This window comes from Roseivirga misakiensis (genome assembly GCF_001747105.1).
GTDB lineage: Bacteria > Bacteroidota > Bacteroidia > Cytophagales > Cyclobacteriaceae > Roseivirga > Roseivirga misakiensis.
On the sequence record NZ_MDGQ01000005.1, the window covers coordinates 2,121,083 to 2,143,253 of the forward strand.

28 protein-coding genes are annotated in these 22,171 nt (G+C 39.3%); 14 read left to right on the forward strand and 14 right to left on the reverse strand.

All coding sequences use genetic code 11. The features are described from left to right. Positions 1 to 40: 40 nt before the first annotated feature. Complete coding sequence (locus tag BFP71_RS16805) at positions 41 to 478, forward strand: GNAT family N-acetyltransferase (protein ID WP_069836581.1); 438 nt, start codon at positions 41 to 43, stop codon at positions 476 to 478. A gap of 13 nt (positions 479 to 491) precedes the next feature. On the opposite strand, the gene BFP71_RS16810 is transcribed toward BFP71_RS16805, so the two are convergent. The 8 genes from BFP71_RS16810 to BFP71_RS16845 all read right to left on the reverse strand — a co-directional run bounded on the left by BFP71_RS16810 (position 492) and on the right by BFP71_RS16845 (position 6,422). Then, complete coding sequence (locus tag BFP71_RS16810) at positions 492 to 1,061, reverse strand: DinB family protein (protein WP_069836582.1); 570 nt, start codon at positions 1,059 to 1,061, stop codon at positions 492 to 494. A 171-nt stretch (positions 1,062 to 1,232) separates the two neighbouring features. Continuing rightward, positions 1,233 to 2,045, reverse strand: a complete 813-nt coding sequence (locus BFP71_RS16815) for an ABC transporter permease (RefSeq protein ID WP_069836583.1) — start codon at positions 2,043 to 2,045, stop codon at positions 1,233 to 1,235. Continuing rightward, entirely contained in the window at positions 2,038 to 2,946 is a 909-nt protein-coding gene (locus tag BFP71_RS16820; protein WP_069836584.1) for an ABC transporter ATP-binding protein, read from the reverse strand. Before BFP71_RS16820 ends, BFP71_RS16815 begins: the two co-directional genes overlap by 8 nt. A gap of 45 nt (positions 2,947 to 2,991) precedes the next feature. Then, entirely contained in the window at positions 2,992 to 3,540 is a 549-nt protein-coding gene (locus BFP71_RS16825; RefSeq protein WP_069836585.1) for a DUF4252 domain-containing protein, read from the reverse strand. Positions 3,541 to 3,616: 76 nt separating this feature from the next. Further along, positions 3,617 to 4,147 carry a DUF4252 domain-containing protein gene (locus BFP71_RS16830; RefSeq protein ID WP_069836586.1) on the reverse strand — a complete coding sequence of 177 codons (531 nt, stop codon included), beginning with the start codon at positions 4,145 to 4,147 and terminating at the stop codon, positions 3,617 to 3,619. 13 nt (positions 4,148 to 4,160) lie between these two features. Next, the gene (locus tag BFP71_RS16835) at positions 4,161 to 4,706 is read right to left on the reverse strand and encodes a hypothetical protein (protein ID WP_069836587.1); all 546 of its coding nucleotides are present in this window, start codon (positions 4,704 to 4,706) and stop codon (positions 4,161 to 4,163) included. Then, positions 4,696 to 5,208 carry an RNA polymerase sigma factor gene (locus tag BFP71_RS16840; protein ID WP_069836588.1) on the reverse strand — a complete coding sequence of 171 codons (513 nt, stop codon included), beginning with the start codon at positions 5,206 to 5,208 and terminating at the stop codon, positions 4,696 to 4,698. Before BFP71_RS16840 ends, BFP71_RS16835 begins: the two co-directional genes overlap by 11 nt. 194 nt (positions 5,209 to 5,402) lie before the next feature. Beyond that, positions 5,403 to 6,422, reverse strand: coding sequence for a tetratricopeptide repeat protein (locus BFP71_RS16845; protein WP_069836589.1), 1,020 nt, complete (start codon positions 6,420 to 6,422; stop codon positions 5,403 to 5,405). A 75-nt stretch (positions 6,423 to 6,497) separates the two neighbouring features. Between BFP71_RS16845 and BFP71_RS16850 the strand changes: the two genes are divergently transcribed. The 7 genes from BFP71_RS16850 to BFP71_RS16880 are packed head-to-tail and all read left to right on the forward strand — an operon-like array spanning position 6,498 to position 10,672. Then, positions 6,498 to 6,869 carry a diacylglycerol kinase family protein gene (locus tag BFP71_RS16850; protein ID WP_069836590.1) on the forward strand — a complete coding sequence of 124 codons (372 nt, stop codon included), beginning with the start codon at positions 6,498 to 6,500 and terminating at the stop codon, positions 6,867 to 6,869. An 11-nt stretch (positions 6,870 to 6,880) separates the two neighbouring features. Beyond that, positions 6,881 to 7,549 carry a hypothetical protein gene (locus BFP71_RS16855; RefSeq protein ID WP_069836591.1) on the forward strand — a complete coding sequence of 223 codons (669 nt, stop codon included), beginning with the start codon at positions 6,881 to 6,883 and terminating at the stop codon, positions 7,547 to 7,549. A 42-nt stretch (positions 7,550 to 7,591) separates the two neighbouring features. Continuing rightward, the gene (locus tag BFP71_RS16860; RefSeq protein ID WP_069836592.1) at positions 7,592 to 9,133 is read left to right on the forward strand and encodes an arylsulfatase; all 1,542 of its coding nucleotides are present in this window, start codon (positions 7,592 to 7,594) and stop codon (positions 9,131 to 9,133) included. Next, positions 9,133 to 9,549, forward strand: a complete 417-nt coding sequence (locus BFP71_RS16865; protein ID WP_069836593.1) for a DUF1801 domain-containing protein — start codon at positions 9,133 to 9,135, stop codon at positions 9,547 to 9,549. The genes BFP71_RS16860 and BFP71_RS16865 overlap by 1 nt, the downstream gene beginning before the upstream one ends. Next, entirely contained in the window at positions 9,542 to 9,781 is a 240-nt protein-coding gene (locus tag BFP71_RS16870; protein ID WP_069836594.1) for a hypothetical protein, read from the forward strand. The genes BFP71_RS16865 and BFP71_RS16870 overlap by 8 nt, the downstream gene beginning before the upstream one ends. Continuing rightward, entirely contained in the window at positions 9,762 to 10,202 is a 441-nt protein-coding gene (locus BFP71_RS16875) for a VOC family protein (RefSeq protein WP_069836595.1), read from the forward strand. Before BFP71_RS16870 ends, BFP71_RS16875 begins: the two co-directional genes overlap by 20 nt. After that, on the forward strand, positions 10,172 to 10,672 hold the full coding sequence (locus BFP71_RS16880) for a GNAT family N-acetyltransferase (protein WP_141719793.1): 501 nt from the start codon (positions 10,172 to 10,174) through the stop codon (positions 10,670 to 10,672). The genes BFP71_RS16875 and BFP71_RS16880 overlap by 31 nt, the downstream gene beginning before the upstream one ends. Here BFP71_RS16880 and BFP71_RS16885 read toward each other — a convergent pair. Together BFP71_RS16885 and BFP71_RS16890 are read right to left on the reverse strand one after the other, a co-directional pair. Then, entirely contained in the window at positions 10,669 to 11,421 is a 753-nt protein-coding gene (locus BFP71_RS16885; protein ID WP_069836597.1) for a hypothetical protein, read from the reverse strand. The genes BFP71_RS16880 and BFP71_RS16885 overlap by 4 nt on opposite strands. A 69-nt stretch (positions 11,422 to 11,490) precedes the next feature. Continuing rightward, positions 11,491 to 11,961 (reverse strand): hypothetical protein, encoded by a 471-nt coding sequence (locus tag BFP71_RS16890; RefSeq protein WP_069836598.1) that lies wholly within the window; start codon positions 11,959 to 11,961, stop codon positions 11,491 to 11,493. Positions 11,962 to 12,134: 173 nt separating this feature from the next. Between BFP71_RS16890 and BFP71_RS16895 the strand changes: the two genes are divergently transcribed. Then, positions 12,135 to 12,482 carry a hypothetical protein gene (locus BFP71_RS16895; RefSeq protein WP_069836599.1) on the forward strand — a complete coding sequence of 116 codons (348 nt, stop codon included), beginning with the start codon at positions 12,135 to 12,137 and terminating at the stop codon, positions 12,480 to 12,482. On the opposite strand, the gene BFP71_RS16900 is transcribed toward BFP71_RS16895, so the two are convergent. The 4 genes from BFP71_RS16900 to BFP71_RS16915 form a co-directional block, all read right to left on the reverse strand. Then, the gene (locus BFP71_RS16900) at positions 12,479 to 13,798 is read right to left on the reverse strand and encodes an ABC1 kinase family protein (protein WP_069836600.1); all 1,320 of its coding nucleotides are present in this window, start codon (positions 13,796 to 13,798) and stop codon (positions 12,479 to 12,481) included. The genes BFP71_RS16895 and BFP71_RS16900 overlap by 4 nt on opposite strands. Positions 13,799 to 13,842: 44 nt before the next feature. After that, positions 13,843 to 14,511 carry a TetR family transcriptional regulator C-terminal domain-containing protein gene (locus BFP71_RS16905; protein WP_069836601.1) on the reverse strand — a complete coding sequence of 223 codons (669 nt, stop codon included), beginning with the start codon at positions 14,509 to 14,511 and terminating at the stop codon, positions 13,843 to 13,845. A gap of 181 nt (positions 14,512 to 14,692) precedes the next feature. After that, on the reverse strand, positions 14,693 to 15,388 hold the full coding sequence (locus BFP71_RS16910; RefSeq protein WP_069836602.1) for a LytR/AlgR family response regulator transcription factor: 696 nt from the start codon (positions 15,386 to 15,388) through the stop codon (positions 14,693 to 14,695). After that, the gene (locus BFP71_RS16915; RefSeq protein ID WP_069836603.1) at positions 15,381 to 16,448 is read right to left on the reverse strand and encodes a sensor histidine kinase; all 1,068 of its coding nucleotides are present in this window, start codon (positions 16,446 to 16,448) and stop codon (positions 15,381 to 15,383) included. The genes BFP71_RS16910 and BFP71_RS16915 overlap by 8 nt, the downstream gene beginning before the upstream one ends. Positions 16,449 to 16,631: 183 nt before the next feature. Here BFP71_RS16915 and BFP71_RS16920 point away from each other — a divergent pair, with 183 nt between their 5' ends. From BFP71_RS16920 to BFP71_RS16940, 5 genes are all read left to right on the forward strand, one after another. After that, positions 16,632 to 17,549 carry an ABC transporter ATP-binding protein gene (locus tag BFP71_RS16920; RefSeq protein ID WP_069836604.1) on the forward strand — a complete coding sequence of 306 codons (918 nt, stop codon included), beginning with the start codon at positions 16,632 to 16,634 and terminating at the stop codon, positions 17,547 to 17,549. Beyond that, positions 17,546 to 18,325 carry an ABC transporter permease gene (locus BFP71_RS16925; protein WP_069836605.1) on the forward strand — a complete coding sequence of 260 codons (780 nt, stop codon included), beginning with the start codon at positions 17,546 to 17,548 and terminating at the stop codon, positions 18,323 to 18,325. The genes BFP71_RS16920 and BFP71_RS16925 overlap by 4 nt, the downstream gene beginning before the upstream one ends. Before the next feature lie 239 nt (positions 18,326 to 18,564). Beyond that, positions 18,565 to 19,260 carry a nitroreductase family protein gene (locus BFP71_RS16930; RefSeq protein WP_069836606.1) on the forward strand — a complete coding sequence of 232 codons (696 nt, stop codon included), beginning with the start codon at positions 18,565 to 18,567 and terminating at the stop codon, positions 19,258 to 19,260. Positions 19,261 to 19,420: 160 nt separating this feature from the next. Continuing rightward, on the forward strand, positions 19,421 to 20,800 hold the full coding sequence (gene gdhA / locus BFP71_RS16935; RefSeq protein WP_394331366.1) for an NADP-specific glutamate dehydrogenase: 1,380 nt from the start codon (positions 19,421 to 19,423) through the stop codon (positions 20,798 to 20,800). Between the two features lie 44 nt (positions 20,801 to 20,844). Further along, a complete protein-coding gene (locus BFP71_RS16940; RefSeq protein ID WP_069836607.1) occupies positions 20,845 to 22,164 on the forward strand; it encodes a D-alanyl-D-alanine carboxypeptidase in 1,320 nt (439 codons plus the stop codon). The last annotated feature ends 7 nt before the right edge of the window (positions 22,165 to 22,171 follow it).

Below are 22,171 nucleotides of genomic sequence, written 5' to 3' on the forward strand. Positions count from 1 at the left end.
AGTCATCAACGAATAGTAAATAGTCAACAAGCACCCATTCATGATTACAATCACCAAAGCCTCTGCGGAAGATTACGCTGAAATTCATCAGATGATCTTAGACTTCGCTACTTTTCAAAAAACTCCAGAGAAAGTATCCATCACGCTTGAGGACATGAAGGCCAACATCGATGATTTCAAATCTTTGATTATTCGAGACGGCGAACAAGCTGTTGGTTTTGCCACTTACTATTTTGGTTTCAGTTCATGGTCTGGTCGGCACCTCTTTCTAGATGATTTGTATCTAGAGACCGATTACCGAAGACAAGGTTTGGGGGAACGTATCATGGACACCTTAGAAACAATTGCCAACGATCACAAGTGTAAGTCTATGCGTTGGTTAGTATCTAAATGGAATGATCCTGCCATAGCTTTCTATAAGAAAAGAGGGGCTGAAATTGACCAAACAGAGCTCACTTGCATGCTCAAATTGAGCTAAGCTCAATACTTAATTAACGCACATTACCCGTAAGCACACTGATATTCGGATTTATCGGATTTCCGGACATTCTTCGCATCAAAACAATTTGGCCTGTGTGATATATCGCATCTGCTATCGGGCCATTGATAGCGTTCCAAAACGGCATTTCCCGACCGTCATTAAACTTGATATTGTAATCAGCAAAGTCTGCTTGTTTACTACTTTTTAGAATTTTGACAGCCTTTTCAAGGTTATTCAGCGTTTCATTTCTAACATTCGCGAAAGACATCTCTCTTGGGTTACCTGCCTCAAACACCTTTTTTTCCAAGGCACTCAAAAGGAACCTCGATAGATTATAGATGTGATCTACTGTCGCTCGAGAATTACGACCTTCTTCAACTGGCCCAAACTTCAAATCTTCTGCCCCCAATCCCTCAGATGCCCAATAATATCGAAACCCGAGTCCTTCTACCATTCTAGCCGCAACATTTCCAGGGGTAAAATCGCTCTCTAAATCCGTAATAGAGGCGAATGTAGTATTTTGTGCGTGACTTAAATTCACGACAATAAATAGGCTAAAAAGTATGGCGATGACTCTCATTTCCTGTAGGGTTTTTCCATTAAAGTTTATGATCACAATGATCTAAATAATCTTACGCAATTCCCAACTCGACGACATTCAAAAGCCACCAATTCTGTTCAAGTTGGGCCATAATTAAAAAAAGCCACTCTTTTGTAAGAATGGCTTTTCCAAGTTTAATTCGTTAGAAACCTACAAGTCTCGTCGACTCACCAATTTATTGGTTGCCCAATAAAATAAGGCCAGATAGAACAAGACTGCTCCTAATTCTGGTAAGGTAATGAAATCTTGGACCTCCTGAAGTGCGTATTTCGGGAAAGGGACATGGTTGAGCTGATTGATTGCTTTTACAGGCAAAATGTAATCAACCCATTCATTCTTTAGATACTGCATTCTACCCCAAATGATATTCTCGACCGCAAAAACCCAGAATATCAGTACGCCCATAGCGATAATTGATTTTTTAATCAATGTCCCGACAAACAGCGTAAAAACGAGAAAAGTGAACATTTGCAGCGCAAATACTAGAATAAAGTACGACCCGTCTAAAATCGCCCCAATGCTTATATCGGTAGAGTAAATCAAACCTGTGACTAGACCTATTAGGAATACAAAAAGTGCAGAGGCTAAACTTAAGAATCCAGCCATCACAATTTTACTCATGACAAATTCCTGCTTGCTCAAACCATCAATTACATTCTGTCTGATGGTTCTATAGGAGTACTCATTTGTGATCGAGTAAATCAAACTAAACCCAAGTAAGGCTTTTCCCCAAATGGCTACGATTGTCAAGTTTTGCCAGATATCAGGGAATTCATAAAATGGAATAATTGTAGGGTCAATGCCGTCTACATCAAACTCTTCTATTCTAGACTTGAGATACCTTAAAAATGGCATTACACCAACACCAGCGATAAACACCGCAATGAAGTACATACTCGCCAATACCTTGAAAGATCGGCTTGGACGTAACTTTTGATATTCTATTCTTAATAATCTAAGCATTTCCGCCTCCTTTCTGTTCAGCCAGTATCTCCAAAAACTGTTTCTCCAGTGTTTTAACCTTTACAATCAAGTGTTTAGCCACAATACCTTGTCCGAAAAGGTATTCGTTAATTTCGCGTGAAGCGAAGCCATTTTTCATGGTCAAAGTATATTTGTCAAGCTCACGTTTAATATGGCTTGTCATCTCTGATTTTTCTAAAACCTCTTGCAAGTTTTCAGCATCGGCCCGTACCTCCACGATAATATCACCTTTACCAACATCTTCTACCAAACCATCATGAATGAGAACACCACGCTGTAATACGCAGAAGTGGGTACACACTTTTTGCACCTCATCAAGTAAATGGCTGGCTATAATGATCGTTTTACCACTATTCGCGATATCCATGATTAGGTCGCGAATTTCGGCTATACCTTGCGGATCTAGTCCATTTGTTGGCTCATCAAGAATCAAAACTTCAGGGTCGCAAAGCATAGCAGAGGCAATCGACAACCTTTGCTTCATACCCAGAGAATAGGTTTTGAATTTTGATTCTTTTCGCTCATCCAAATCGACAAGTTTGAGAACCTCTTCCACCCTATCGTATGATACCTCTTTGATATCACATACGATCTTTAAGTTCTGTACGCCAGTAAGATATGGGTAAAAAATTGGGTGCTCCAGAATGGCGCCAATGCGTTTTCGCGTGTTTTGACTGGAAGGTTCTCCAAACCATTCAAATTCTCCGCTTGTCTGGTTAATTACGCTCAGAATTGTTCCTAACGTTGTGGTCTTTCCACTACCATTCGGACCAAGGATTCCATAGACATTTCCTCTTTTAACTTCTAGAGAAAGGTTGTCTATCGCCTTGATCCTTCCATAGTGCTTGGAAAGATTTTTAATTGATAATACAGTATCCAAATCGTGTTGTTTTTGAGTAAAAAATGGGCTAAGCCCAGTAATTGCCTATCTAAAGGCTTCTTTCAATCCCATGCTAGAACCATTGCTATTCATGAATTGAGAGAATTTTAAAATATTGTTTACATCCGGGTAGCCTTCTATATCGATGATGCTAAAGCCTTGCTCCATAGTGATTAGTACGACGAACCCTTTGGGTTTACCCCTCCGCTCTTTCATCATTACGTTCATATCCATACCCTCAACTCGGGCGGACATCATGGACTCATAGCCCTCCTCTTCCACTTTAGTTTGTAAAGCTTTAAATTTTGCTCCACCTACAGCGTGTCGGTTATCACTATTCTCATAAAGAAAGAATTTTACTTTTTCGATTCCCTTGATCATGTCGCCAATTGGCGGCATATCACTGAATTCGTTAACACTTGCTCCACCTAGAGCGGCCAAGTCAATCCGAGAAATCATTTTGAGGGTACTCTTATAGAAAAAGAGCTTGGTTGAGGGACGATTATCCTCTCGAAACCTTTCGACACTCCGGCTTTGTGCAAAACCACTCAGTGTCATACTAAAAAGTAGACTAAATATTAAAAGCTTCTTCATACATCCAATTATTTTGAGCTTTGACCAATAAAATCAGAGAGCACTTTCGTGCCCTCTGTAACCTTACAGCAATATCTTAATTGCCGTCCATTTTGTCTAGGAACTCAAGTTCCTCAAAACCTTCCATGCCGATCGACTTCGAAAGTTTATAGATAGCGTTCAAGTCTATACCGTCTCCAACGATACTCAAAAGACCGAATTCTCTGTCGCCACCCATTACCATGAAAAGCTCATCTATTTTGTTATTCTTTTCTTTGATCAAGAATCTGATATCCTTGTCGTCTTCTCTAAGAGACATTAATTCTTCAAAATCCTTTCCAATTAGGCCAATAGCTTCTTTGTACATCTTACGACCATCAACATCACCATCTTTACCTAACACTTGCACTCGTTTGATTTTACCTAAAGATTCTTCGACCATTTTTTGTTCTTCAGGATTGTCAAACTGAATTTGAGCAATCATTTGGAACATTTTCCCACTAAAATTTAGGTGCATAAACGACTCATCATCAACATATTTGTCGAAGTACTTTGAGATTGCATCACTTTGAGCATTCGCAGATAAAGCGAATAAACCCAATACCATTGTTAATACTAACTTTTTCATTATCTATTCTCCTCTAATTGTTTTTTAAATTCATTTCACTAAGTAATTCCAGCCCTTCAGACGCTTCACTCATTCGAGAAAAGTCCTGAAGTTCGGTTCCAACTTTACCTAAGTTGGTTAATTCATTCATTGTCTGATTTCCTTTGTTCATATAGTTGGACACCATTAACAATTGTCTTTTCAATTCAGCATAAGCCTCCTCAGGTGTTTCAAAAGTATCTTCAGACACGTATTGATTCTGCTGTTGATTTGCCAAATAACCGCTAACGAATATCACTACAACAGCAGCGGCAATACTAGCATACCTTTTAAAGTAAGCCTGAAGGTTAAAGACTTTCGTCTCTGGCTCTTCTGAAATCATTTGCAAGATTGACTCATCAAAAGATTCATCAAGTTCTATTTTTGATTCCGATTCGAAATGATCGAAAAGTGCTTTCACCTCTTCCACTTCCTCACTTTCCTGCTCAGCTTTTATCAAAGCTTTGAGTTCTTTTTCATCCTCAAGACTTGCTTCCGCTTCCCAGTACTTTTCTAACAATTCTGCTCTTCTAGAGTCCATATGCATCGACTTTTATTAAGCTTTCTTTTAATTTTCTTCTGGCTCTAAACAAATTCGTTTTTACCAGATTTATATCAATTTCTAGCGCTTCCGCTATTTCTTTATATGCTAAACCTTCGATATCTCTCAGTTGCATCACTTCCCGTTGTCTATCGGGCAGGGCGTCTATCAAATCCTTTATCCTGGTCATCAAGTCTCCCCTTTCTGTCATAACATAAGGTGTATCACGTTCTTTTCTCGTATCGAACTCAACCTCAAAAAGGTCGGTCTTCTTTACATGCTTAGACCTCAGTTTATCCAGTGCCTTGTTACGGGTGATCTGCATGCACCAAGCCTCTAGATTCTGGATCAGATTTACCTCTGATCTTTTTTCCCAAACTTTGATTAAACACTCCTGAACCACATCTTTTGCCAACTCTTCATCTTTTACAATGTTGAGTGCAAAGCGGTAAAGTTTGTTCTTCAAAGGGAGAACCTCTGCTTTGAAACGTGATACATCCATAATCACAAAAAAGACGGCTTGCTGATAAAAGTTGTTAACACTTGGGTGAAGATTTTTTAATAAAATGTGTCAATCATGTCCCCATTTGTCAGAAACGCCATTCTGAAGATAAAAAAATATTATCTCTCTGCTCCTAATGAGAATTGATCACTGTAAAAAGGTGGAGTAATTGAAGTGCATAGAAATTCATATGCCTAACGGCAAACTTCGGCGATTAGCTTTTTCGACTCATTAGCGTTTTTATCTTTTAGAAAATCTGTTCGGGTACAAGCTTCTTCCATTCTACCCAAGTTCTTCAAAGACATTGCCCAATAATAATTCAGTCGAGGAATCTTATCATCGAACTTTGCAGCTTGTTCGAAATTTCTCACGGCATCATCAAAACGATCCTTCAAATAGAAGAGTATTCCTCTATTTCGGTAAGCCCATGGGTTTTGAGGTGAACCGATTATGGCCCGGCGAATATCAGGTTCGGCTTCTTCCAAATTGCCCATTAACAAATGAATGTACCCTCTGTTATTCAGAAAGTAAGGGTTGCCAACATCTAAGGCTAGGGCTTCATTTACACGCACTAACGCCAGTTCATAATCTTTTTCTTCTGTGGCAATTAAGGCCAATGTATTATAGCTATTGGGCTCTTTGGCGTTTAAACCTATAGCACTTTCCAAGGTTTGCCTTGCTTGATCCAACTCACCCACCATGTAATAACCATTGGCCACATTTACCAATGTTTCTGCATTAGACCCATCTTTTTCAAATGACTGTTCGAAGGATTGAATGGAGGCCTTGAAATCTTTCATCTCATGGTAAACCAACCCTTTACTGAAATCTACAAAAGCAGAATCTGGGAATTTTTGGCTCAATACTTCTAAATCTTCTAATGCTTTTTCATAACGCTTAGCATCTAAATAAGCATTTACTCTATTCCGTCTAGCTTCGAAGAATTCAGGATCTAGTTGCATCAGAATTTTACTGTAGTCGCTGATCGCTTCTATGTACTTACCATCTTTATAACTGGCGACTCCCCTATTATTATAGGCTTCTATGAACTGATCGTTCTTTGCGATGGCTTCGGTATAAAACCTCACCGCTTCATTGTACTGGCCTTTATTTAAGGCTTCGTTTCCTTTTAGTAAAAAACGACCTGCTTTATCTTCTTCACTATCACAAGCGAAAACTAACAGTAGCAACAAAAGCCCAAACCATCTATTCATAAGATCAAATTTGTCCAAAATACGTAGTCAAAAACATAGGAACCAAGTAATATCAATTCGTTAATTTTAGAAACAATGAAACCGTTTAGTGTTAAAGAAAGACTTCAAAGCTTTAAATATGCTTGGCGCGGAATTCGAGTCGCCATATGGCAAGAACATAACTTTCGGATTCACCTTTTAGCCGCACTAATCGTTATTGTTACTGGTTTCTATTTTGAAATTTCAAACACCGAGTGGTGTTGGATTGTTTTAGCCATTTGTATCGTTTTTACTGCCGAACTATTCAATACAGCGATAGAGAAACTGGTTGATTTAAAATCTCCTGAATTCGATCCGTTAGCTGGTAAAATCAAGGACATAGCGGCTGGTGCGGTTTTAGTATCAGCCTTATCTGCTGCAATTATAGGCCTTTTAATCTTTTGGCCTTATATCGAGGATATATCTTAACTTATAGGCTTATGAAAAGGTATTTAACTGTTTTATTCTCTTTTTTTGGCATGTTCCAAACCGTTGGACAATCATCGAGATTGGACACTCCAGAGCCACCTCAAGTCATAATAGAATATCAAAATCAGGCCTTACACCTTGGTATATTTTCTATACTTAATGATAAATCAGCAATTGATCTATCTCATGTCTTATATTTCGATGTCTACATCAAAAAATCAGATGATTCCGGGACACCTGTAATAGACCGTAACATGATGGTTTTAATCCTGAAAGAGACTGAAGAGGCCCGAGAAATGTTTAAACTCTTCAAAGAACCTTTAAAAAATGCACCCCTAATAAAAATCAAGGAGAGTAGTCTAGCCATCAGGGAGGGCACTCCTGGTATAATTGTTGGCAAACGCAAAGGAGAATCGTTGATGGCCGAACCTTCATTGAATAAATATTGGCAGTCAGAGCATGTTACTATTTTATCAGTTGCTGGTAAAGAAGCTTACTGCCCAAATGTAGGAGTGCTGAACTTATTAGATAAAAGTGACCAGCTTAGCATAAAAGTTTACAGTGACCTACCCTCACGATTAAAGTATGGAAGCGGAAATAGAGACATAGTGATCCATACATATACTCCTAGCAAGCAATCCAAAAAATTATTACGTCGGTTAAAAAGAGTTAGGCACTAAACAGTCTAAATCACTTTTTCTTAAATTGAGAAAACGACTTTTATGTTTTCTCAGCTAAAACCACTCTTTTTTCTTCTAGTCATCTGTCTTTTCGGGTGCCAACCAACCCAAGAATCAAAACCCAATATAATTCTGATAGTTGCCGATGATTTAGGCTATGGTGAGTTGGGTGCATATGGACAGAAAATCATACAAACGCCCAATCTTGATGCATTAGCTGCAAATGGCATGAAATTCAATCAGTTTTATGCTGGCTCACCAGTTTGTGCACCGTCTCGCTACGTTCTCCTAACAGGATTACACACCGGACACTCATTTATAAGAGGCAATGATGAATGGGCGGAACGTGGTAAGGTTTGGAATTATAAGGAAGCCACGAAAAACCCTGGACTGGAAGGCCAACGCCCCATACCTGACAGTACAGTGCTGTTAAGTGAGGTTATGAAAAAAGCAGGCTACCAAACTGCCGTAATCGGTAAATGGGGATTAGGAGCACCATTTACAGAGGGCGAACCCAATCAGCAAGGTTTCGACTACTTCTATGGTTATAATTGCCAACGGCAGGCTCACAACTTATATCCTGTTCACCTCTGGGAAAACGACCACAAAGTCGCATTAAAGAATGATACTATCCCACCTGGTACTAAACTATCGGCCAATGCAAACCCAAATGATCAGTCGGCTTATGCGGATTATTACCAAGCCGATTACGCTCCAGAGAAAATGCAGGAAAGTGCCTTGTCTTTTATAAAGAATAGAGAGAGTGATAGTCCATTTCTTCTCTATTATGCCACCCCGATACCACATGTACCACTACAGGTTCCTGAAGCCTACGTAGAAAAGTACCGCAAAATTATTGGCGAGGAAGAACCGTATCTCGGCCAAAGAGGCTATTTCCCACATCAATATCCAAAGGCGGCCTATGCGGGTATGATCAATTATTTAGACGATCAAATTGGTGAACTTATTGACTTGTTAAAATCTGAAGGTATCTATGAAAATACCATTATCATGTTTACCAGTGATAATGGACCTACTTATGCCGGAGGCGTAGATGCTGACTACTTCAATAGCGCAGGACCTTTTTCTAATGACTATGGCCGAACCAAAGGATTTACCTATGAAGGAGGAATTCGAGTACCGATGATCGCCTCATGGCCTGGAAAGATAGCGCCAGCCTCTACCACAGAACACATTAGTGCTTTCTATGATATTTTACCCACCCTAGCCAGTATTGGTGGTGGAGAAATCACCAATTCAATTGATGGCAAGAGCTTTTTGCCTACTCTTATAGGGAAAGAGCAAGAATCGCACGACCACTTATACTGGGAGTTCCCAGAATACAAGGGTCAACAAGCGGTCAGGATGGGGAACTTTAAGGCGATTCGAAAGAATATGTTTGAAGGGAACCTGACTATAGAACTTTATGACTTAACCGAAGACCCAAAAGAACTGGTTGATATATCAAATGAGAATCCAGAAATTGTAGAGAGAATAAACAAGATAATGGTTTCTGAACATGAAGATGCAGCGCTATCTAACTTTAGAATTCCAGTGATCAGTGGTCAGAAGAAACAAAACTAATGTCTAAGAACAAAACGGTAGCTAATGACGCCAGTGTGGACGAGTTCCTAAGTGGCGTAAAAGATCCTATCAAAAGAGAAGATTGCTTTACACTGAATGCCTTGATGCAAAAAGTAACGCAACATTCCCCACAAATGTGGGGTGGATCGATTGTCGGTTATGACAGTTACCACTATGTTTATGATAGTGGCAGAGCAGGTGATTTTATGAAAGTAGGGTTTTCGCCAAGAGCGCAAAACTTGACTATTTACATCATGCCAGGCTTTGAGCGTTACCCAGAGCTTATGACAAGCTTAGGCAAACACAAAGTCGGGAAATCTTGTCTTTATGTAAAGAAGCTTGCCGATATTGACATGGAAGTTTTGGAAGCACTCGTTACTGAATCTTACAATTACATGACTAATAAATATGGCTGAAAAGAAAATCAGAAAGAATTGGGTAATTGTCCTCCTCATTTTTGCGGGAATTGTCTATGCTATAAATGCCATTGACGCACTCGCTGGCCCCGAAAAAGACAGTTATGAGTTTCTTTCATTCGAAATCAATCGCTGGTTGTATGTTGGCTTAATGGTATTTTTTGCTTTCTCACTAACTTCATTAGGGGTAAGCGCTTATAAAGAGAAACGCAATGCTTCGAAGAACTCTTAATATCGGTCTGCTTCTTACGATTTCATCGTTATGTTTTGCTCAGACGTCTTTCGATCACATGGCTATAGTCGTAAAAGGTTTAGAGGCCACGAAACAGTTTTATCGAGATGCGCTTGGCTTCAAAAATATTAAAGACCCGACAGGAAACCTATTGATCGATTGGCTGGAAAATGACAACGGTGAACAACTTCACTTAATTGAAGGTGATTTAACAAAGGTGAATTTAACCAAGTCGGTCCATTTTAGTTTTGGGGTACCCGCACTGAATCCATTTATTGAAAATTTGAGGGCTAAGAAAATTAAGTTTGAAAACTGGGCTGGTGACGAAGGTGAAGTGACCATAAGACAAGATGGCGTTCGGCAAATCTACCTCCAAGACCCTAATGGTTATTGGATAGAAATAAACGATCGGCAAAAATGACCGCTCAAAGGGTAGAACGGTACCCAGCAGTTCCATCTAAGGCGAAAAACAGTCTTATGGAGCTTTGGAACAAAGAGTACCCTAAACAACTGTCCTATCCAGACTTGGAGCATTTCGATCGTTATTTAAATCAATTAGTCTCCCCTAGTCATTATCTCATTTTCGAAAAAAGTAACTCCGCGATTGCTTGGGCTTTTACTTTTAAAAGAGACGGCCAAATTTGGTTTGCCATCATTGTTAATAGTCAATATCAGAAACTGGGTCTCGGTACGAGTCTTTTAAGCGCAATTAAGAATGATAATAAGGAGATTTGTGGCTGGGTAACAGACGTGAGTACCTACTCAAAAGCTGATGGTTCACCCTATAAATCACCGCTCTCTTTCTACAAGAAAAATGGTTTCAAAATCTTACCAGAAGTTAGGCTTGAAACAGATGAATTGACCGCAGTAAAAATTGCTTATTTGCGTTAGTTTTCAGTTTCCAGAAAATTGAACATTTCAGACAAGATTTCTTCTTCATCGAGTCCATTATCCATCATCTCATCATACGTCCATTCTTTTTCCTCCAAACAATACTTGACCATCATAGCGTATTGTAGATGTCTTTTGATAGTAGATGTTGTCGAATCTAAAATCACCCATTCAAATTGACCTTTAGTTTGATCAAGCTTTGCCTTTAGATCTGAAAATGGCACGTGCTTCCCGAATAACTCATACTCCACATAGCCCTCCCATTTCCAATTGGCATAACCACCTATAGGATTTGAACCCCAAAATCCATGATAATTAAATTGATAGTTGTGTACCATACCATGCGCTAGAAATTGTACATAAGACATGGTTTGCCCCCAATGATTTAGTCGTCCATGCTGAGCATCCTGAGCAATTAAGACCACCTTATTTGCAAAAGCGGCAAAAACATCATCACCCAACACGCCTTTAACTAATTGTGGATATTTACTGCCATCATTTAAGCACAGGTCTATTTTTAAATCAGGGCTATAGAGTGGCGATTCGGAAACCAAATCGAAGGCATCTTTAATAGAAGCTGGCAGATGCTCAGGAATTTCCTCATCATGGTATATCGTTATATTTCCGACAGTCGTATGACTTGCATAAAGTAATGATGGTGTTGAAAGTAGTGCTACCAAGCCTGCAAACATAATAATAAGGCTACCTGTCAACCATTTCATGACTAATTTGATGCTACCCTTCTTCATATAACCAATGTTTTATTCATCGTATAACGGAGCGATACTCGCCTGCGTTTCAACTCGATATTTAACAAACTAACTTGCCCCTCTCCAATTATCGGTAGAAGGGCTGACGACTGTATCCGCTAAATAATCAACCATCAGGCCTGTTGAGTATCCATTAGTTCCGGCAATTTTCACCCATTGGTTGGCATCTCTAAATCTTAATTTCATCTCCCCATCCGATCGTATTGGTTGTTGCCCTAAAATTCGATCTATCTGTGCAAAAACCTCTTCTCCGTCCAGTATAGTCAAGAACTTAGCGTCTGCCATGTGCTCCACAGACCTAGTGCTATCTACTTTACTTCTGCCACCAAAACCAACCCTAACCGGTAAACCGGCTCGAACTGCGTCTATCAATAATTGCTTATCTCCCGTGACCTTATTACCCTCAGCATCATGCTTATACACAAGCTTCCAAGACTCTTCACCTCTATTAAATTCACCACAACCAAAAGCCACGAATATTAGGAGAATAATAGAAATTTTAAAAAATTTATAACTCATACGCTCAATATTGTTATATTCACATTCGAAATAAGTTTAACACGATCCTCTCAACGTTACAAGCTTATTCGACCGACAACATATTTCTCTCTACCAACAACATTGATAATACCATCCTAAAAAAACCTATCTAACAAAGTAGGGTGTTTCAAGTTTGCCATGTATCAATTAAGATGATGAAAAGAATTGTCACATATCTATTTGCTTTACTCTTATTCGCAGCCTGTGCTATGAATGCAGAGATAGCGCCGAATAACCTTTCTGAGAATGTTTTTGGATTTGTAAAACGCAATATTCAAAAGAATCGCGTTGAGCTCTTCAATGACATGAAAGAGGTGACCAAACAAGGTCTAATCCAGTTTGAGGTCTATGATGAAGCAGGTAGTTTGATAAAAGTGCTCAAAAACCCATCAGACTTTGACCAGTCGATGGAGGCTGTGTTCAACAATTCTAAAATGATGATTAAATCGGTAAGCGTTGCCCAAATGACCTTGCCTTATGATCTTTCGGTCAACTACTAGACTGCTACTTTTGCCGCCCACTCAGGCTTCGTAGTAACAACCTTCGCTTTTAGTTCATTGAGAATATTGTATAGACCAAAGTAAGTACGGTTGATATACAATCCATCCCTCGCTCCTCTTGCCTTTTCGGACTCCCTAAATTTCTTGGATTCGGAAATCACTTCTCCCATTTCAAAAATCTTTTGGAAATAAGTATCATCCCCAAAGTCAAACTCATGTTGGTGGAAAGGCTGACCCAATAGGCCCATCATATCTTTAATCACTGAAGAGAAATAAGCTTTATCTTCTGCAGTATCTGATTCATAGATAAACTGAAGCTCAGTAAATAACCTGTCTAAATCGGAATCAGCATCTAGCATATCTCTGCGGATAAGCCTGAAATATGGCTCATAAAAAGCATCAGGAATTACTTTCACACAACCAAAATCAATTACGCCCAAGACACCATCATCACTAATAATGAAGTTCCCAGGATGAGGGTCGGCATGTACTTGTCTAAGCGTATGAATCTGATAATCATAAAAATCCCATAAAGCCTGACCAACCTTATTTCTCGTTTCTTGATCGGGATTAGCTTGAATAAACTCCTTCATTACGCGACCATCCATCCAGTCCATCGTAATGATTCTATCCGCAGATAATTCAGGATAGTATTCGGGGAATCTTAGGTTTTTGATGTGTCCACAAGCCTTCGAAATTTCTATCGATCTTTCTACTTCTAAATGGTAATCTGTTTCTTCTATGAGCTTGGTTTCAACCTCTTCCATGTAGTGATCCAAGTCTTTCTCGTTTAAGTTCATCAATCGCACTGCGAATGGGCGAACGAGTTTCAGGTCAGACTTTACACTATCAGCCACTCCAGGGTACTGAATTTTTACAGCATAATCCCTTCCATCTTTAGTAGCCCTATGAACTTGACCAATTGAGGCTGCATTTACTGCGTTTTTTGTAAACGTATCAAAAATTGCACTCGGGGATTTCTTAAGATATTGCTGAAAAGTCTTTATCACTAAAGGAAATGACAATGGCGGAGCACTATACTGCGCCATTGAAAATTTATCCTGATAAGCTGTAGGTAAGAGGTTTTTGTCCATGCTCATCATTTGAGCCACTTTCAAAGCACTACCCTTCAACTCACTTAAAGAATTGTAAATATCTCTGGCGTTATCCTGATGCAGACCTTCTTTGGACAAAGATGGGTTTACTATCTTTTTGGCGTAATGCTTCACATAATTACCTCCCACTTTTGCACCAGTTGACACAAACTTTGCCGCTCTTTGCACCTTGGTAGTCGGTATTTTACTTTGCTCCTTCATTTCCCTACGCTTTCATTAATTGATAAGAATAACTCCTCTATTGACTATCTGTTCTGAAAAAGAAACTTTCCAAAGTCAACCATCGCATCTAACGGGCCTCTACCCATAAGGTCAAAAGCTAAGTTTACAGATTTCTCTATGGCAGCATCCGTTTTTTCGAAGCCTTTGCTGTCATCTTTCACCCAAAAACCGAGTATAAAAAGGAACTGCAACCATATAGCGTCATCGTACCGATCGCTAATTATTGGTCGTACCGTAACCTCCTCTGTTTCTTTTGCCTCAAGCAAAACCTCGGCAATCCATGATTTGAAACCTTCCTTCACTCCGACCAAGAAATATGGCGTTAATTCTGGTTTCATTTTCTGTGGAACAGATTGTAAAATGAAACTTCGGTTAGTTTTCAATACTTCGATCCACGTGTAGAAAAATGCCAACAACTTTTCTCTAGAAGAATACTCATCATAAACCTCTTCCGATTTGATCGTATTAGCGGTTTCGTTGAATAGGTCTTCCCAAATCGCCTTTTCGATATTTTCAAAAGAATTGAATTCATCGTAAAAATCTGATTCTTTGATTTTTAACTCCTTTACAAACTTGAAAATAGACGCTGGCTTAGCTCCATTTTCGAGGACGAATTTGATGTATCCTTCTTTAATTTTTTTAGCAGGATCTGCCTTTGCTCTAGACTTTTTTGTAGCCGTTGTTTGTTCCATGGCACTGTAACATATGTTGAAACTAAAAGGTTATTCTTTCTGATACATTTAATGTTTTGATATCATAAAAAAGAACCATTTTAAATAACGTTAGTGGTTTTCAAGAGTTAGTGAAACTTGAGATTATTTCTACCAAGAACTAAATCTTTTTCTGGCCAAAAACTTAGATAGAAGTTTACACCTAGACAGTTCGATCTTTTAGTACTTTATTGAAGGCCTCTTTGTAAGTTTCGCTGATAGGGATTAATTGGTCATTAATTCTGATTTTCCCCTTTTCCACACTATCAATTGCGTCTATTGAAACCACAAAAGATTTATGAACTCGTATAAACCGATCGCTTGGTAAGGCAGGCATCAGCTTGGAAAAGCTTTGAAGCGTCATAACTTTCTCGTCTATTAAGACTATTCTCAAATAGTCTTTCATCCCTTCTATATACTGAATCTCATCAAGGCGAATTTTCTTGATCTTATACTCGACCTTCACAAAAATGTAGTCAGATTTTACATCTGCTTTCGCTTCCTTTTCAACTTGTAGCCTTTGAACCGACTTTAGAAACCTCTCAAAGGAAATGGGCTTTAAGAGATAGTCTTTTGCTGCCAATTCAAAGCCTTCCACAGCGTACTCATTGTATGCCGTTGTAAAAATCACATCACACTTCCCTTTAGTTAGTTCAGCCACTTGAATTCCCGATAAATCTGGCATTTGAATATCAAGGAAAATTAAATCTACCGTTTCGTTATTCAAGTACTCAATAACATCCATACCAGCATCAAATACGCCTTTAAGTGATAGCCATGGCACTTTCTTAACGTATTCTTCCAGTATCTCGATAGCCAAGGGCTCATCATCCACGATCAAACAAGTAATTTTATCCATGATCTTCTAACGTAAGGCTCACTGTAAAATGATTAGACGATTCTTCTGCTGTAAAAGTGTGTTTTTTAGGATAGATTAATTCCAATCTTCTTTTAACGTTTTCTAACCCTATACCACCTACCTGATCCTTTTGAATTGCTTGATTGTGATCTGGCAGTCTATTTTCGACCTGATAGACGATCTCTTTACCAACTATCAGCTTAGCCCGAATTGCGCCTTTTCGATTTAGATCATAACCGTGCTTAAAAGCATTTTCTATAAAAGGCAAGAGTAATAATGGTGCTATTTCTCGTGTACCGATCTCTCCGATGATCTCCAAGTTGACAATCTCCTTCTGTTTAAATCTTAATTCTTGTAAGTCTATAAACCGCTTTAAGTGTTGGATTTCCTTAGCCAATGGCACAAAACTCATATCTGATTCATAAATCATATACCGCATTAACTCAGATAACTTCATAATGGCCTCTGGTGCACCTGCGGCCTTTTTATAAGCTAGTGTATGGATATTGTTTAGGGTATTGAATAGAAAGTGCGGGTTAATCTGGGATTTTAGAAAAGCCAGTTCACTGATTAGATTCTGGTTTTCTAGCTCTCTTCGAATCCTAGAATTCTCAAACCAATCAAACGTAAATTTACCAATACCAGCCACCGCAATAACAAATAGTGCAGCAAGGGCGCGTATACTGTAAACCACCCAAAAATCAGTTGGTGCCAAGTTCGTAAGTGGCGCTACTTGTTTATAGAACTCGATAAAGTATAAATCTAAGCCGTACCTAGCTAAAGGGTAAATCGCCACTATTGCGATGGTAATCAGCAAAAATTTCCAGACTTTTTTACCTACCAGTAAGCGAGGGATTCCTCTTAGGTAATAGTAGTAAAAGATAGGTCCATCGGTAATGATTACAGACAAAACAAAGAGCAACCTAAAGTTTCCATCCATATTTCTTTGCACGTATGAAAAGCCGTAAAAACCCAGATATAAGCCCCAGGCCAGTACATGTATAAATACAATGACTACTGTCCTGTAATTCTTCTCCAACCATTTTTTTGTGGAAAGCATGGAATAAAAGTAGGGTTTTCAATAAGTATTTTCCAACCCGAGCAATTTACCGTTACTCCCCCAGTCTATGTCGCAGATTGTTAATTCCAATTCATCTAGAGAATCACCGATTTGATCGATTAAAAAAAAATCCAGTTATCAAACGGCGAAAAGTGAGCGTCATCTTAGCAAATACCAAAAGCTATGTCAGAACCAATTATTCAAACCACAGGTCTCGACTTCTATTTCAAGGAGTTTAAAGCACTAGACCAAATTAACCTCAATGTTCCGCAAGGGAGTATTTTTGGTTTCCTCGGACCAAATGGTGCCGGTAAAACCACTACGATTAGGATTCTTCTAGACCTGTTTCATTCCAAGCCTGGTCAAGTGAAAATCTTCGGCAAAGACTTACTTCAGAACAAGGTGGAAATACTCGGAAAAGTTGGCGCTTTGATCGAAAACCCGTCGATCTACAAGCACTTATCAGGAAGACAAAACCTTGAAGTGATTCGAAAAATGGTGAATGTACCAAAGAGTCGCATTCAAGAAGTCTTAAAAATTGTTCGCTTGGTAGATAACGCAGATAAAAAAGCTAAGAACTATTCTTTAGGCATGTGCCAAAGGCTAGGATTGGCATCTGCCCTGCTCACCGATCCAGATCTATTAATCTTAGATGAACCGACAAATGGTTTGGACCCAAGTGGCATCATCGAAATGAGGGAGCTAATTCTAGAGTTGAATCGAGAACACGGAAAAACGATTTTCCTTTCGAGCCATATCCTCTCAGAAATTGAAAAATTAGCTACAGATGTCGCGATTATCGATGAGGGCAAAATCTTGTACCAAGGCAAGCTTGATGGTCTTCAGCAACAAGGCAGCGGAATCGAACTAATTATAGAAGTAGATGAAGTCAAAAAGGCAGCTCAAATACTCAGAGATTTGAATTACACCATCTCAGAGGAGAACGGACGATCAATCCACGTTCCAATTGAATCGAAAAAAGAGGTAGCGAAGATTAACAAATCATTGGTTACTGGAGATTTGGACATTTTCCAATTGAAGACTTCTGAACAGAACCTTGAATCAATATTCTTAAACATCACTAAAAAACTAGACCAATGAATTCAGCAATAGCACTAAAAAGAGGCATATCCGCCGAGTTATATAAGTTTAGAAGGACTTTCATCCTTTGGTTTTTGATTTTGGCTCCGGCCTTTATCCCTGTTATCAACCTGATCATTTTTCTGTCACGAGGTGATGTGATTATGGCCGAAGGCGGAAACCCATGGTCAAAGCTTTTACAGTTCTCAATCGATCCTGCCAACTTTCTATTTCCGTTTTTCGTGATGATCGTTGCACTATTTGTAAATAGTATCGAGTACAACTCAAATACATGGAAGTTAATCTACACGCAACCCCTTTCCAGAACGGTGGTGTACTTATCAAAAGTTAAGGTATTTGCCTTTATGATTTTCTCCAGTCTTATGTTGTTCGGAACATTCACTGTTTTAGTCGGGTATATACTCAAGGTAGCGGCTCCGGAGTTAGGTTTCGATCAGGCATTTGGTATCAGCATATTCTTCAAACTTAGTTTCAAAGTATTTTTAGCCACAATGGGTTATGCATCCATTCAGTTTTGGTTAAGCCAAAGGTTTAAGAATCTAATTCTTCCACTAGGTATAGGAATTGCAGGTTTTATATCCTTTATGATCCTTGTACAAGGCTGGAAATATGCACCTTATCACCCATATGGATATCAAATCCTAGGACTTGGAAGTGTTGCAGATCCTAATTTTAGCCTTTGGGGGAATATGGAGTTCATTTATCGAAGCCTTGGCTTGGCGGTAGTTATTTACACGATAGGTGGAATCGAAAAAGTCAGAAAGAGAATTATCTAGGCGAAAAACAAAAAAATTAAGACCCCCTGAGAAACATACTTCAATTAGGGCCGTCTTTAAAGTATCCCACTCGTGGGATTTATACATCCAAATCGTGCCCTGGCTGTTACGCGGCTGGGGTTCTTTTTTGCTTTTGAGAAAAAAGCTCGATTATTATGTCCACTACCCTACACCCAAAGCCTGAATTACTTCAAACACCTTAAACAAGATTTCCTAACTTCACTTTCTAAGAAATACCTATGGAAAAGAAGGAGGGAATTAAAATCATTGAGGGTTTTGAACATGTAAAATACAGCCATGTTCAGTACTCCCATGAAGAAATGACTGAAAGAAGCCAGAAGTTCTACGATTGGATGGAAACAAGGCGATCAGTAAGGGAATTTTCAGATAAACCCGTTCCAAAAGAGGTAATCGAAAACATATTACTCTCTGCCTCTACCGCACCTTCTGGTGCCCATAAACAACCCTGGACATTTTGCGTGGTCACAAATCCAGAAATCAAAAAGAAAATCAGGGAGGCAGCCGAAAAAGAAGAATACGAAAGTTATACCAAACGTATGAGTCAAGAATGGCTCGACGACCTAAAACCTATGGCCACAGATTGGGAAAAACCATTTTTAGAAATAGCGCCATACCTGGTCATAGTTTTTAAAAGACCATTTGAATATGAACCTGATGGCAAAAAGCGTCAAAATTATTATGTCAATGAATCAGTAGGTTTAGCAGCTGGAATGCTAATCACTGCTATACACAATGCAGGGCTAGTGACGCTGACGCATACGCCAAGTCCGATGAATTTTCTTCAAAAGATTCTGAAGAGACCAGATAACGAAAGGGCATTTTTATTACTTCCGATTGGTTACGAAGCAGATGAGGTTTATGTACCCAATAACAGAAGAAAATCTTTGGAAGAAATGGCCGTTTTCTATGACTGAAAACTCAAATAAAATAGTCTAAACGACCAACGAAAAGATAAAAATCACCTGAGCAGTTTGTTCAGGTTTTTTTATTCAAAAAATCCTTACATTCATCCTAGTTATGGAGTGAAAAAAGACGTTATCACTTCAATTGAAATCATAACAAACTTTAATGGAAATGGATAATGGACTGGTTCATGGAGTAATGGAGGACTCTTTTATGAACCAACTAAAGCAGAACAATCCAGGAGAAACTGAGTTTCACCAGGCTGTTTACGAGGTATACGAAAGTGTGCTTCCCGTCATTGAAAAACATGAAGAATACCGCGTAAATCGTGTATTCGATAGGATGGTCGAGCCTGAAAGGGTGATTAGTTTTCGAGTCACCTGGGTCGATGACAACGGCATACCTCAAGTTAACAGAGGTTATCGCGTTCAGATGAATAGCGCGATCGGGCCTTTCAAAGGTGGGCTTCGTTTTCACCCTTCGGTAAATCAAAGTATTCTTAAATTTTTAGGCTTCGAACAGATCTTTAAAAATGCCTTAACTAGTCTCCCACTGGGTGGTGGTAAAGGTGGTTCAAATTTCGATCCCAAGGGTAAGTCAGATGGTGAAGTCATGCGCTTTTGTCAGAACTTTATGCTCGAGCTTTCAAAGCACATCGGACATAGAATTGACATTCCCGCCGGTGATATCGGTGTTGGTGGACGAGAAATCGGCTACATGTACGGCATGTATCGCAAAATCGAGAACCAGTTTTCAGGGGTACTTACTGGCAAAGGTGTAAAGTGGGGCGGTAGTTTAATAAGACCAGAAGCTACAGGCTATGGACTCATTTACTTCTCTCAATATATGCTAGAAAACATCAATGATTCTTTGGAAGGAAAAACTTGCATTGTTTCAGGCTCAGGTAATGTAGCACAGTATGCCATAGAGAAGATTACTGAACTAGGAGGAAAAGTCGTAACAGCATCTGATTCCTCAGGATACATCTATGACGAAGCTGGCATAGACGCAGAAAAGCTTGAATTCATCAAGGATTTAAAGAATGAAAGAAGAGGCCGCATAGCAGAATACGCAGATAAGTATTCTTCAGCAACATATACCGCTACGGACAGATCACTTGATTATAACCCGATTTGGAAACATGCAGCAGATTGCGCTTTCCCTTGTGCCACGCAAAATGAGCTCAATGAACATGATGCAAACAACCTGATCCAAGGTAATGTCAAGCTGGTGGCAGAAGGTGCCAATATGCCTTGTACGCCTGAGGCCATTAATATTTTAAGAGACAACGGCGTTATGTATGCGCCAGGAAAGGCATCGAATGCTGGTGGCGTGGCCACTTCAGGCTTGGAAATGGTTCAGAATTACTCTGGTTCACACTGGACAAGCGAAGAAGTAGACAGAAGGCTACAAGTGATAATGAAAAACATTCACGATAGCTGCCTGCACGCTGCACAGAAATACAAAGCCAATAATGACTACATGAGTGGAGCCAACATAGCTGGATTCATTAAAGTAGCCGACTCAATGATAGCTCAGGGATTGCTTTAGCAATCCCTTTTTTTCGCTTTCACTTCTGTGGTTAACTTTATGCCATGAAGCGAGGCATCTGCTGCTTATTAAGTTTACTCCTTTTATCCTCAATTTCGAGTTACGGACAGAAATACCCGAAAAGGAAAATCCTAAAAGATCTAAAAACACTTCCTGGGTTTGAAAACGCTTTTATTGGTTTCACTTTATACGATCCCAGTAAAGAAAAGACTATTGCAGCTCACTATGCCGATAAGTACATGACACCGGCATCTACCACCAAACTTTTCACCTATCAAGCAGGTGTCCAAAACCTGCCAGAAAGACTACCAGCACTAGAATACTACACGTCTGGGGACTCTTTGATTTTTTGGAGTACAGGCTACCCTCTAACACTCCATCCAGATCACCCAGATTCAACAGTAATTGACTTTCTTTCACAAACTAAAAAAAAGCTCTATTATTGGTCAAGACCCATAGAAGATGATCGGTTTGGCCCAGGCTGGGGATGGGACGATTATAATGCCTATTACGGAGCCGAGAAATCCTTATTTCCAATCTATGGCAATAGCGTTCAGGTAATTATTGACAACGCTAAAAAGAAGTTCATCACCTCTCCTACTTATGATTTGCTAAAGTTTACGGAAAATGATTCTACAGATACAAGAAGTAGAATATCTAGAAATGAATTTTTGAACGAATACGAAATCAAATACAAAGCCTTGACGGCTTCGGATACATTGACAATTGACACCCTTGTAAGGCCATTTAAATATTCCGATGGTTTATTCATCGACCTACTGAGCAATGCGGCTGGCAAGGAGATCAAGCAAATTGATAAACTTACAAGGCCAGAACGTTTCGAAACACTTGCAGGTGTTAGAGCTGATAGTCTCTACAAATGGATGCTTCAACCGAGCGACAATCTCTTTGCAGAACAAATTCTTTTAATGATCAGTGGTGCTTCAAGCGACACACTAAGCTCTAAATCGACGTTATCGAGGCTAAAAGAGCCTAATATTATCCTCAGGGAAGAACAGTTGCAAGGCAGTGAACTAATTTGGAGAGATGGATCTGGACTTTCGAGATACAATATGTTCTCACCAGATGAATTAATCCAACTACTTTCCTCCTCAGATGAAGCCAGTATTTTACCACTCCTGCCTCAAGGTGGTGTTTCGGGTTCTCTAGAAGATTGGTATGGCCCTTATGTTTATGCTAAAACGGGCACACTCAGTAATAACCACAGCTTGGCTGGTTATATCAAGACAGAAAAAGGCAAAACGCTTATTTTCGTTATCATGGCCAATCACTACACAGCGCCAACGGCTGTCATAAGAAACTCAATTGGAGTAATTCTAGAAAAAATCAAACAGGCGTATTGATAATTCC